At 47.1% G+C, this 11,494-nt stretch carries 12 protein-coding genes; 3 read left to right on the plus strand and 9 right to left on the minus strand.

The window, feature by feature from the left end:
- The first annotated feature begins 100 nt into the window (after positions 1 to 100).
- A complete protein-coding gene (locus tag NHN17_RS00765; protein ID WP_255040185.1) occupies positions 101 to 967 on the plus strand; it encodes a winged helix-turn-helix domain-containing protein in 867 nt (288 codons plus the stop codon).
- A complete protein-coding gene (locus tag NHN17_RS00770; RefSeq protein ID WP_255040186.1) occupies positions 958 to 1,506 on the plus strand; it encodes a regulatory protein ToxS in 549 nt (182 codons plus the stop codon). Before NHN17_RS00765 ends, NHN17_RS00770 begins: the two co-directional genes overlap by 10 nt.
- A 19-nt stretch (positions 1,507 to 1,525) precedes the next feature.
- On the opposite strand, the gene NHN17_RS00775 is transcribed toward NHN17_RS00770, so the two are convergent.
- The 7 genes from NHN17_RS00775 to NHN17_RS00805 form a co-directional block, all read right to left on the minus strand.
- Positions 1,526 to 1,684: a hypothetical protein gene (locus NHN17_RS00775; RefSeq protein WP_255040187.1), complete on the minus strand. Its 159-nt coding sequence runs from the start codon at positions 1,682 to 1,684 to the stop codon at positions 1,526 to 1,528.
- A gap of 895 nt (positions 1,685 to 2,579) precedes the next feature.
- Positions 2,580 to 3,593 carry a porin gene (locus tag NHN17_RS00780; RefSeq protein ID WP_255040188.1) on the minus strand — a complete coding sequence of 338 codons (1,014 nt, stop codon included), beginning with the start codon at positions 3,591 to 3,593 and terminating at the stop codon, positions 2,580 to 2,582.
- 365 nt (positions 3,594 to 3,958) lie between these two features.
- On the minus strand, positions 3,959 to 4,561 hold the full coding sequence (gene recR, locus NHN17_RS00785) for a recombination mediator RecR (RefSeq protein WP_255040190.1): 603 nt from the start codon (positions 4,559 to 4,561) through the stop codon (positions 3,959 to 3,961).
- 3 nt (positions 4,562 to 4,564) lie between these two features.
- Positions 4,565 to 4,894, minus strand: a complete 330-nt coding sequence (locus NHN17_RS00790) for a YbaB/EbfC family nucleoid-associated protein (RefSeq protein ID WP_107350272.1) — start codon at positions 4,892 to 4,894, stop codon at positions 4,565 to 4,567.
- Positions 4,895 to 4,921: 27 nt separating this feature from the next.
- Positions 4,922 to 7,153, minus strand: coding sequence for a DNA polymerase III subunit gamma/tau (gene dnaX / locus NHN17_RS00795; protein ID WP_255040191.1), 2,232 nt, complete (start codon positions 7,151 to 7,153; stop codon positions 4,922 to 4,924).
- 152 nt (positions 7,154 to 7,305) lie between these two features.
- On the minus strand, positions 7,306 to 7,851 hold the full coding sequence (apt, locus tag NHN17_RS00800) for an adenine phosphoribosyltransferase (RefSeq protein ID WP_255040192.1): 546 nt from the start codon (positions 7,849 to 7,851) through the stop codon (positions 7,306 to 7,308).
- Positions 7,852 to 8,006: 155 nt separating this feature from the next.
- Positions 8,007 to 8,387 carry a YbaN family protein gene (locus NHN17_RS00805; RefSeq protein WP_255040193.1) on the minus strand — a complete coding sequence of 127 codons (381 nt, stop codon included), beginning with the start codon at positions 8,385 to 8,387 and terminating at the stop codon, positions 8,007 to 8,009.
- 449 nt (positions 8,388 to 8,836) lie between these two features.
- On the opposite strand from NHN17_RS00805, the gene NHN17_RS00810 reads away from it, so the two are divergent.
- Positions 8,837 to 9,202: a conjugal transfer protein TraR gene (locus NHN17_RS00810; RefSeq protein WP_255040194.1), complete on the plus strand. Its 366-nt coding sequence runs from the start codon at positions 8,837 to 8,839 to the stop codon at positions 9,200 to 9,202.
- Positions 9,203 to 9,283: 81 nt separating this feature from the next.
- Here the strand turns inward: NHN17_RS00810 and NHN17_RS00815 are convergent, their stop codons facing one another.
- Positions 9,284 to 9,925, minus strand: a complete 642-nt coding sequence (locus NHN17_RS00815; RefSeq protein WP_255040195.1) for a YccT family protein — start codon at positions 9,923 to 9,925, stop codon at positions 9,284 to 9,286.
- 111 nt (positions 9,926 to 10,036) lie between these two features.
- Positions 10,037 to 11,014 (minus strand): porin, encoded by a 978-nt coding sequence (locus NHN17_RS00820; RefSeq protein ID WP_255040196.1) that lies wholly within the window; start codon positions 11,012 to 11,014, stop codon positions 10,037 to 10,039.
- Between the last annotated feature and the right edge of the window lie 480 nt (positions 11,015 to 11,494).

Raw genomic sequence — 11,494 nt, forward strand, 5'->3', positions numbered from 1 at the left:
TGATGTTTTTTCAGAACCGTTTTTTATAATTTTTACATTCAGATGAGATTCAGGGTATGCATGGTATATATTCGCCGCAGGCGTACCCTTGGTGCTAAAAATGAATAAATTAGAAAGTAAATTCCTTATTGGTCAACGTTTTTTGTTTGATCCATATGACAACAGCTTGATCGACCAACACGAAAGTGATGAGCTTACTCGCCTCGGCAGTAATGAAAGCCGGGCTCTCAGTTTGCTTATCGAAGATCCAGGAGCCATCATCACTCGCCACCGCCTACATGAATATGTATGGCGAGAGCAAGGTTTTGAGGTGGATGACTCAAGCCTGACCCAAGCCATTTCTACCTTAAGAAAAGCGCTTAAAGACTCCACAAAATCACCGGAATTCATCAAAACCGTACCCAAACGCGGTTACCAGATGATTGCCATGGTTGAGTCGCTGTCAGAGATCGACTCTAGCACCAGTGCCGAGCAGGCTGAAACACTGGCCGAGAAATTGGACGAGCCGTCTGAAATTGAACGTGAACTGTTTGAGCACAGCCAGCAGGTCACGACAGCCAAAACGTATTCACCTGCTTCTCATTCACAGACTCCAAAACGCCCACTACCGATGGCAGCGATCTCTGGTGTACTGGTACTGATGGCCCTGCTATTACCTATTCTTGTTAACCTCGGAATGCCACCAAAGTCAGCGGCTTTCGAGCCTTTTGCCGTTGTCGATGATGTTCCGGTCCTTACCCCGGCCAACCATCCTTCGCTAACACAATGGCAAGGCATGATCACCCAATGCGTTGAAAGCTATCTTAGCTACCACCCGGCAGACAAGCGTCCAATGGAAGTCATTGTGTCTGGCGGCCAACACTCTCAGCTGTGGGTTAACTATGTTCACTCGTTTGATAATCCAGCTGAGAATGTGACCCTTCGTTTGTTGACTAGCCATAAGGACAATGTTTCGATATGTCAGTAAATACTCACAAACAGACCGCAAAACATTTTGTTTATCGGTATTGGGCATTTATCCTGTTTGGCCTATCCGTCCTGTTCAGTACTTGGCTTTATTACTCCAGCGACTACATGCAAGAGCAACTCCTGCTCTCTCGCGAGTGGCAATCAAAGACTGTAAGCCGCATCGAAGAGACCGAGATAGAGCAACTCGGTATGCTGCGCCGTGTCGAGCAAACCAGCCATGTGGTATACCTACCGAACTACACTTATTCGCGCATCACCTTGATGAGGCTTTTCAGTGACAATGAACAACCACTCACCATCCATATATCGGAGTCAGGCAAGTGGGATGTCAGCGGTAAGTACCTACTGACCGAACCTCTGGAATTCAAAGATATTACTTCAGGCACCAATGAAGACTTCCAACCAGAACATCTGCAGATCATCAACCAAATTTACCGTATGGATGCTCAGCAGAGCCGAAGAATGGATATCATTGACGAGAAGACCATCTTGCTTACCAGCTTGTCGTACGGCTCGCATATTCTTTACTCGCTGTAAGCCAAACATTCGAACTTAATTAACCGCTCAGCAATGGGCGGTTTTGTTTTTTGGGCGATAGGCGATAGGCGATAGGCGATAGGCGATAGGCGATAGGCGATAGGCGATAGGCGATAGGCGATAGGCGATAGGCGATAGGCGATAGGCGATAGGCGATGCAGATTTTAGAAAAGCCCACTAGATTTCAAGCTCTTGCTCTTTGTTCTTATACCAACCTACATAAATATTTGATCAGTCTTGCTGGTTAAAACCGCTGTTCTCTGCGTTAGATATTTTGTAATTAGAGCCACTAGTTACTGCAATATCTGCCTTGATAACAACGATTTTTCCAGTGCAAATACTTGATCAACTACTTATCCAGATTGGTATTACTCGTGCCTAGGGCCAAGAGCCGTTTTTGCCGCTCTTAAACAAGAACGGGCGCAACTTTCGTTGCGCCCTTAGGTCTTACATGCAGCAGTCCCGCTACTATGGTGCTCCCTGCATCATTCCATTGAATTGCTGTAGTCCGTCAGCATATTCCTTTTATTCTTCATCCTGAAGTTGTCCTTTGGCCTTCCTGACCTGCCAGCATATCCTATACTGACTCTCAACATCCTTCCTGGAGGGGTCCCTAACTTCGTCCTGAAGTGGTCCTTTTGTCATCCTGACGGGTAAACATCCTGTTTACCTTTTGCCGTTCCCCGGCTATTCCTTCACAGTCCTTGTTCGATATACCATCCTAGTACACCGGTCTCATCCTGAGACTCCCCAATCCTTGGGTATTTCCTGTTCCGTTCCGTCAGCTCCTTCCGACACCTATAAATATACGCCAGTGGGCCGAATAAAATAGCAACCTCAGGTGAAGCTCTCTTTTGCAATAAAATTGACAAACAGAAAGAGGCAATAAAATCACAATAAATACAGAAGCTTAATTTAAAACTAGTCGATTTACCCCTATATATATCACCTTCATTTCTCACGAGCTTGTAAGAGATCTCTTACAAAGGGGACAGAGTATCACTGCTGAGAACAAAAAAGGGGGAAGCCAAGCCTCCCCCAAACACAATGAACAGTCTAGCAATTAAATAAAATTAGAAGTACAGACGCATACCGATAGTGAATGCGTTGTCGTCGAACATCTTTTGACCGTCAATAGCCGTTTTCTCAGTGTCAAAGCTCTGATCTGCATACTCCATGTAGGAAACGACTTGGCTGGTTAGCCAGTAGTCAGCACCAATGGTGTACTGGTTTAGCTTATTGTCTTTCGTGTCGTAATCTACATAGTCATATACGCCGTACAGACCGAACCCCATAGGGAAGTCGTAGCGCGCCATCGCACCAACACCGGTTTGCTCATCACCCGCGAAATCGTAATCAGAGTACATGGCCGCTAGAGACAACGCCTGCCATTCATAAGTGGCATTCAACGTCCAAGAGGTATCTTTATCATCACCGAAGTAGGTACTCCTCTCGGTACGCTCTGACTGAGTGTAGGTACCCGATAGACCTAGACCGAAGTTGGAGTTCCACGCCGCACCTAATGCAAATGCTTGATCAATGTCTATATCGTCACTTTCTGTACCCGTGTGGTACTGAGCCATAACCGTAAAGTCATTGATATCAATCTTATACTCGATACCGTTGGTCAAGCGATCGGTTGCAGCGGCATCGGACTTGATGTTTGCCGTACCACCGTATTCCCACGTGATATCGTACTGGCCAGCCAAGGTATCTTGTACTGCTGACATGCGACCCATGCGGAACTCACCGAACTCACCACCGATGGCAACCGAGCCGAATTTCAAGAAATCTCCATCATCAAAGCCATCACCATCTTCAGGGATGATGTTAAACTCTTTCAGTACATCACCATTGATGTACATACCGTTATCCATAAAGTAATTGATGCTTAGGCCTAGCTCAGTACCTTCACCGGTGAAAGTGCTGTCTGCGCCCATATGACCATTGTCTGTCGTCTCGTAACGGGCACGTAGGTTACCGTATACGTTGACAGATAGATCATCTGATTTATAAACCTCTGCCGCCATTGCTGATGCGCTAGCCACTACCGAGCCGATTACGGCTGCAACTACTGTCTTTTTCATGTTCACTCCTAATCGTTCCCTGACCTTAAATAGTCGAAAACTTAGTATTAATTTTTTATTTGATACGCCGGCAATGACGATTGTTTTACAACCCTCAATAATTATTTCCCGGCAAGTGACACTATTATTTAACACATGAAAACAACTAGTTAGGAACAAAAATCCTATTAAAGAATATTTTGATAGAAATTATTAGAAAACAACTTGAAATGAAAACTAAATTTTTCTTTAGCCTTCTAAAGCAGCTAAATTTGGCTTTATAAGTAACTGATATGACAAGTAAGTAATAAAAAGACAAAAAAATACCAACGATAAACGTTGGTATTTTTATTAAATAACTTTATATAAAACAAGTTTTATATGTATCAGTAAAGTTTTTGCCGTCCCGCTAGGGAGTGGGACAACGTCGTACCGTCGACAAGCTCTAGTTCACCACCGACAGGCACGCCATGGGCAATCCGTGAGGCTGGAATCGAATACTCACTGCATAGCTCAGCAATGTAATGAGCGGTCGCTTCACCTTCCACCGTTGGGTTCGTCGCCAAGATCAACTCGTTAATCGGCTCGTTTTGCAAACGAAACTCCAAAGTATCTAGGCCAATGTCCGAAGGGCCAATGCCATCAAGTGGTGACAGGTGTCCCATCAACACAAAATAACGGCCAGAGAACTGCCCAGTTGCTTCAACCGCCACGATATCTGCCGGTGATTCCACCACACAGATCTCACCGTTTTCCTGACGACGAGGGTTAACGCAAATAGCACAAACCTCTTCTTCAGTAAACGTGCGGCAGTCGCGGCAGTGGCCAATCTCGATCATTGCCTTACTCAGAGCATCAGCCAGTTGCAGGCCACCCTGTCGATTTCTCTGTAACAAACTGAAGGCCATACGTTGCGCTGACTTGGGACCGACCCCAGGCAGGCACCGTAAGGCCTCCATCAGTTGTTCCAGTAAGTGACTGGTACGCATTAATTAGAATGGCATCTTGAAGCCGGCTGGTAAGTTCATACCACCGGTTACGCCTGCCATTTTTTCTTTCTGCGCTTCTTCGATACGACGAGCGGCGTCGTTAAACGCTGCCGCAATCAGATCTTCTAGCATGTCTTTGTCGTCTTCCATCAAGCTTTCATCCAGCTCAACGCGACGTACACTGTGGCTACCAGTTAGAGTCACTTTTACCAGGCCAGCACCAGACTCGCCGGTCACTTCCATATTTGCGATCTCTTCCTGCATTTCCTGCATGCGCTCTTGCATCTGTTGCGCCTGCTTCATCATGTTAGCCATACCGCCTTTACCAAACATATCTTCTCTCTCTGTGGTCTGGTTAATCTATAAGGGTCTTACGCTATCTTCATCAAGTACAGCAGAAAACCGCTGACAAATGAAATTAACGTTCGGATCGGACATTAAGCTTTGCTTGGCCTGATCCAATTTCTGCTGATAAATCGCCTCACGCCATTCAAGGGGCGAGCGGCCATTATCATTTAATTCAACGTCTAGCGACACGGTCTCAGCAAAAAGTTCACTCATTGCCATCGCCAGTTGCTCCCGCGCCTTGGGGGTATTCAGGTGCTGCTGAGAAGGGCGGAGACATAATTTCACCTGATTACCTTCTCTTTCGAACGCTGAATTAAGTGCCAGCTGCTGAACCATACGGCCAACTTGCAGCTTGGTCACCCAATCCGACCAACTATCCTGAATTGCTGCTTCCTTGACAAGTAATTTCACCATTTCAGGTGTCTTTTCATGCTCTAAGGCTTGTTTCAAAAGCTTGGGAGCAATGACTTGCTGAGTCTCGGTCGATTCAGGAAGCATGGTCGGGCGCCATCGGTACTCGGAGGAATCATCACCTCGCGGCTCCATGGCGTCAACCTGCGCTGCCGCTGTTATCGGTGCACCCGGTACCGGCATCGCATTTCCAGCCGCCTTTACCTGACCATTTTGCTTACTGGCAATACGATCAAGTACGCTGCTGCTTGCAACCTTTGTAGCCCGTACCGGTTCACCCTTTTTTCCGTTGTCCGGCCCACGGCCGTCACGCTTGTTTTTACTGCGAAGCTGGTTTCTTGCCGCCAGTAGCCCAGACGCTGCCGATGAGGGTTGAGACTGGGATTGAGCCGGGGCTGTCGGCGCCATTTGCTGTTGAGGAGCAACCTGAGTTTGTGCTGGCTGATGGCTTGGTGATGACTGATAGCTTGGTGCTGGCGCAGTACCGACTGAATCATACCCCGCTGGCGGCTGGTGCTCTGGCATCGGCTGTTCATAACCGGTTTGTGGTTGGTTATTCTGCGGCTGACCCTGTGGTGGCTGCCTCTGGGGCGACATAGTCTGCTGCGGAGCCGCCGCCTGACTGCCATTCATCTGTGCTTTCAGTGCCTGCACCCGCTGAATACCCTGCTCTTGTACCTGCGACGGCTGTGCCGCTGCTGGTTGAGTTGTTGGTACAGCGATAGGCTGCGGTGTCACGGCATTAACCGATACCGGCCTAAAAGCCAGCATACGAAGTAACACCATTTCTAGGCCGGTCCGGCCGTCAGGGGCAAAAGCCAAATCCTGGCGTCCCTGAAGGGCAATCTGGTAACTAAGCTGGACTTCTTGTGGTGATACCGACTGGCTCAACGTGCTAATTCGCGATGCATCTGGAGCACTGTCATCCAGCGAAGCTGGCAACGCCTGATGCATCGCAACACGGTGAAGCTGGGTAGCCATTTCACGTAGCAAACTATCCCACTCGACACCGACCGAGGCAAGCTCTTCCAAACAAGCCATCGCAGGCTGTGCTTCGCCACCCGCAACGGTTTCAAGCAGATAAAGAGCCTGTTCGGTATTGAGAGTACCCAACATTTCCGACACGGCATCCGCCTCAACCTGGCCATTACCCAGCGCAATCGCCTGATCGGTTAAGCTCAGAGCATCTCGCATACTGCCTTCGGCGGCACGAGAGATCAGTCCCAGTGCCCTAGAATCAAATGCAACTTGCTCTTCGCCCAGAACCTTTTCCAACTGCGTCTGGATCTGGCTATTGTCCAGGTGCTTAAGATGGAACTGCAGGCAGCGGGACAGGATAGTAACCGGTAGTTTTTGCGGGTCGGTGGTCGCCAGAATAAATTTTACATACTCAGGCGGCTCTTCAAGCGTTTTCAGCAAAGCGTTAAAACTATGACGAGAGAGCATGTGCACTTCGTCAATCAGGTATACCTTGTAACGACCACGCGCCGGCTTATACTGGACGTTATCCAGTAGATCTCGGGTATCTTCGACCTTGGTACGTGATGCCGCATCAATTTCAAGCAAATCGACAAATCTACCTTCATCGATTTCTCGGCAGGTTTCGCACTGGCCACATGGCGAGGCTGTAACACCTTGCTCACAGTTCAGGCCCTTGGCAAAAATACGGGCAATCGTGGTTTTACCTACCCCTCTTGTTCCACTGAACAAGTAGGCATGGTGAAGACGGTTATGGGCAAGCGCATTGGCCAGTGCCGTCAAGACATGGGACTGACCGACCACATCATCAAACTGGTGCGGACGCCATTTACGTGCCAGAACCTGATAACTCATGTTAACTAACCTTACAGAATCAAGAACTCAATGCTAGCACAGGGAGGATTTTTGAGCGAGAGGACGCTCCAACGAGCGCCCAATGATTAGCCAGCTACCACAGAAAAATATAACTTAGAGGTAAGCTGAATGACCAAAACAGAAGAAGATGATTAGTGGCCGTCGAAATCACAGATACTGAACACGTTCAGGTCGATCCCTTTCAGTCGCTCTTCGCCACCAATGTCCGGTAGGTTGATGACGAAAGCAGCATCTTCAACGATGCCACCTAAGCGGCGTACCAGCTTGGTTGTCGCTTCAATGGTGCCACCGGTTGCCAGCAAATCATCGACCAGCAAAACCTTGTCGCCTTCTTTGATCGCATCGACGTGGATCTCAAGCGTATCCTGCCCATACTCTAGCTCGTAGCTCTCACCAATCACTTCACGTGGCAACTTGCCAGGCTTACGAACCGGCACAAAACCTACGCCCAATTCAAGAGCCAGAGGGGCACCGAACAAAAAGCCACGCGCCTCAGTACCAATTACCTTAGTGATCCCTTTACCTTTATATTTATCGATGAGGATCTCCATGGTCGCGCGGTAAGCGGCTGGATCTTCCATCAGGCTAGTCACATCGCGAAACAGGATCCCTGGCTTTGGATAATCAGGAATGGATTTGATGCTATTTTTGATCAACGCGAGCTTTTCTTGGGTCATAATAATTTTCCAATAAATAATACGGCAGCATGATGACACACTGCCGAAAAAACTGGTTCAAATAGTAGTTTTTTTCCCATGGCGGGGCAAGGATTGCTACATACTCAACGTTCAGAGGATGATCCAGATACCATCAAAGAGTGACGAGGGGCCTGCTAACCTTGCGCCGTGGAATGATCGCGCTCAGGTAAGCGGTTAAACCAAACCAGCAGAATAACCAACATACCCACCAGCATGACTTTGTGCCAAAGCAGCGGCACGAGGAAAATAGACAGGCTAAAACTGGCGACAATCATGATATTGGCTCGTCGCTTAACGTGTTTGGACACCGCTCGGTGATGGTGCCAATTCTGCAAAATAGGGCCAAATCTCGGATGGTTAAGCAGCCAATGGTTGAGCTTTGGCGATCCCCGCATGAAACAGGCACTGGCTAGCAGCAAAAATGGCGTCGTGGGTAGCAGTGGCAGAAAGGCCCCGACTAGCCCCAAGGCAACACAGACCCAGCCACATAACAACAGAAGTGTTTTCTTTACCATAGCGAAACGGCTCTTTACCCTTTACTACGAGTTTACCAGCTAAAATAAAAATACCAACAATCCAAATCTTGTCAGAGTGGATTGTTGGTATTTATTTCAAGCCTCATAAGCATCGTCAGTGCTTATGAGGTAAGCATACCGATCCAAGTTAAGATTGCGGGTAGTGTCGGCAGCGCCAACACAGCAACAAAACCGAAGAAATATTTAACGTTATACGGATCTTGAAATCCCTGCTCCATGGTAGACTTCCTTTATTGATTGATTAGGTATTAACAGCTCTTAGGCCGCCATTTATTTGTGCAATCAATATAGCGGAAAGGTACTACGACAAAAACCGAGAGAATTTATGGTTATTGCCATACAACCCCATAATTATTTGATTCAAATCACAATCATTCTCAAGGATCGTCTTAGACTGAAATAATCACTAATAAAATAATAAAAGGCTTATGACAACGTCAGATAAACTTTACGAGCAGCTGCAACAGCGCCTGGAACAAGAGCACGGTATGTTGTCACGCGAACTCAAGCACGAGATGCTACTCAATACCTTGGTGCCGTCGGCAACAGCGATTGAGGATGCCGAATTGAGCGAGTTAATCGTGATGGCCAAATCTGCATTCATTCCCAACCTATTTGATTTGGCCGTTCGAATGGAGCGCATTGACGCGGCAGTATGCTCGGTCAAGCTGGGGATGTATGGACTGTGTGTCGATTGCGAAGATGAAATTGCAATTGAAGATCTTGAAAAAGACCCAGCTCAACCGCGCTGCAGCAGTTGCCGCGAGCACAGCCGCTACCACCACGACAACTAATACACCAATAAGCGAGCTCTCCCGCCTCTTGGTATATCAGGGTTTCAGCTAATACAGTACCGCCCTGAATACGGCTTGTCATTAGGGCGCTGATTGCTGCTTAACCCATTGCTCAAAAGCAACTCTTTCTTCCGCATTGGCTTTGCTATACCAGAGCTTGAGCTGGATAAATGCATCGCCAGTGATGCTGACTTCCCCTTTATCACTCACTTCGACTGTTGCCTGTTCTAGATCGACCGCGTAACCTTCTTCAAAAGTGATCCCGTGTTCACGGTTGTAATCGGCAACCAAGCCTTCCATGTCGCTATAAGACGCGAAACCTTTGCCTTGCAACTCGACATGCTCAAGCGCCTTCGTGGTGCCATCCGCCAATTCAAGCTGCCATTCAGGGCCGCGCTGGAAATAGGCTTTAGCCTGACTCAGGCTCGATAATCGAGGCAAGACAATAGTGGCATCCTGTTTGGGCACATCCATCTCAAACAGGTATGGTCGCGTAGTGTACATCTTGCTCTTCGAGCCATCTTTAACTTCGCCGTCAAAACGAACCACTACCTGATGTTGACCTTCGGTCAGCTCAATACTGTCGGCTTCTGACCAAAACGTTGACTCGACTTGCTTACCATCCACTACCAGCAGCTTGATGTTTTGGCCGGTACTCAGTGTGGCTGCCTGCAGGCCCACCGGCAGCGCCATTAGCCCAATGGCCACTAACCATTTATTCATTGTTAATCCCTTACTTGCTGTCATAACACAATTTTGTCATCACTAAGATAACAAAAAGCCGCCTGAATGAGGCGGCTTTTTTTGGGAGCGTTTCTTAACCGAAAATGACGATTAGAAGATGACTTCCATACCAACTACATAACCGAACTCTGCGTCGTCAACGTCTGTGTAGCCGATTTCAGCGTAAGCTTTTACGTTGCTGTGAAGCTGCTCAGTCACGTTCGCATAGAAAGTGTTGGCATCTTCAGAGTCTTTGCCGCCAGCTGTAGACTTAAAGTCAGCATTTAAGTAAGTGTAACCAAGAGCAAAGGTGGTTTTGTCCATAGTGTATGAACCAGCAAGGGCTGCTGTGTCAGCTTCAACTTTACCGGTATTATCTTCATACTCAACTTGACCGAAAGAAGCAGATAGGGCGATAGCGCCCATGTAGTATTCTGCCTCTAGATTATAACCGTCAATGTCAAGAACGGAGCCATCACCAAAGAATGAAGTGAATGAACCTTTAACATCAGAACCTGAGTATAGGTATACACGGGCATCAAAGTCACCAAAGCGGGCACCTAGACGACCATCGATAATATCGGTATCTGTTGTATCACTATCATTATCTTCACCAACAATACCAGAAATACCGGCATAGAACTGGCCGTTATCGAAAACGTATTTGATAGCCCGATTACCTTCAGCCTGCACAAAATCCAGACCGTCACCACCTAGCTCGTAATCTTTACCGATACCTGAGTCATCGGCAATCAAGAGCTGGCGACCGAACGTTAGGGTACCAAAATCACCACCAAGACCGACGAACAACTTATCGTTTGATACCTTTGAGTCAGCATTATCATCAAACGAGAAACCGATACCGGCAACCGCATTTAGCTGGTTAGATAGTGCAATCGTAGTATTTAACTGTAGATCACCATCATCCAAACGTAATTCTGCGTTGCTATCTTGGGCATATCCTTGCATGAACTGAACTTCCGCAGCACCGGTAAGGTCAACGAGAACGCCGTTTGCGTCATATAGGTTGATGCCAGCTTGCGCTGAGCCTGCTGCTAGTACTGCTAGAGCTAGAAGAGTCTTTTTCATAATATCCACTGCCTTTTCTTATTTAGACTGGAATTCCTGTTTCCAGAATTCCTTTTCTTTTTTTATCCCCAGTTTTCCATGCCCTACAAACATATAACGCATTAAGAAAACTAAAGAGTCGAAATTTATGGAACTCATCCTGACAGAAGATTCCTCTTTGTGTCAAATCTTCTAAAGCTAAACTAAAAAAACATTAACAGGCATTAAATTCAACAGGTTACAAAATACACGCATGCTAATTGAGCATTGTTTTTATATAAAAAATACCTATTCATAAAAAAGTAATGCATGAATTATCAACACAAAAAACTACAAATTTAGCAAAATAAAGCAACTAGAAGCGCAAAACACCGCGACTAGCAGATATTTGTGGTGATTTAGCATTAAAAACCATCGGCACAGATCTGCTTCCCACTAGTTCAATCTTATTTCGTGAACTGGTTCTCATTTTTAAAAGGCAAAGCTCAAAAACCAGTGAGC

The organism is Photobacterium pectinilyticum (assembly GCF_024357955.1).
Classification (GTDB): Bacteria; Pseudomonadota; Gammaproteobacteria; order Enterobacterales; family Vibrionaceae; genus Photobacterium; species Photobacterium pectinilyticum.

What these genes read in the sequence shown, in the direction of transcription:
- dnaX (WP_255040191.1), bottom strand. Translation starts at nt 7,153, where the DNA reads ATGAGTTATCAGGTTCTGGCACGTAAATGGCGTCCGCACCAGTTTGAT.
- NHN17_RS00770 (WP_255040186.1), top strand. Translation starts at nt 958, where the DNA reads ATGTCAGTAAATACTCACAAACAGACCGCAAAACATTTTGTTTATCGG.
- NHN17_RS00790 (WP_107350272.1), bottom strand. Translation starts at nt 4,894, where the DNA reads ATGTTTGGTAAAGGCGGTATGGCTAACATGATGAAGCAGGCGCAACAG.
- NHN17_RS00815 (WP_255040195.1), bottom strand. Translation starts at nt 9,925, where the DNA reads ATGAATAAATGGTTAGTGGCCATTGGGCTAATGGCGCTGCCGGTGGGC.
- apt (WP_255040192.1), bottom strand. Translation starts at nt 7,851, where the DNA reads ATGACCCAAGAAAAGCTCGCGTTGATCAAAAATAGCATCAAATCCATT.
- NHN17_RS00810 (WP_255040194.1), top strand. Translation starts at nt 8,837, where the DNA reads ATGACAACGTCAGATAAACTTTACGAGCAGCTGCAACAGCGCCTGGAA.
- NHN17_RS00805 (WP_255040193.1), bottom strand. Translation starts at nt 8,387, where the DNA reads ATGGTAAAGAAAACACTTCTGTTGTTATGTGGCTGGGTCTGTGTTGCC.
- NHN17_RS00780 (WP_255040188.1), bottom strand. Translation starts at nt 3,593, where the DNA reads ATGAAAAAGACAGTAGTTGCAGCCGTAATCGGCTCGGTAGTGGCTAGC.
- recR (WP_255040190.1), bottom strand. Translation starts at nt 4,561, where the DNA reads ATGCGTACCAGTCACTTACTGGAACAACTGATGGAGGCCTTACGGTGC.
- NHN17_RS00765 (WP_255040185.1), top strand. Translation starts at nt 101, where the DNA reads ATGAATAAATTAGAAAGTAAATTCCTTATTGGTCAACGTTTTTTGTTT.
- NHN17_RS00820 (WP_255040196.1), bottom strand. Translation starts at nt 11,014, where the DNA reads ATGAAAAAGACTCTTCTAGCTCTAGCAGTACTAGCAGCAGGCTCAGCG.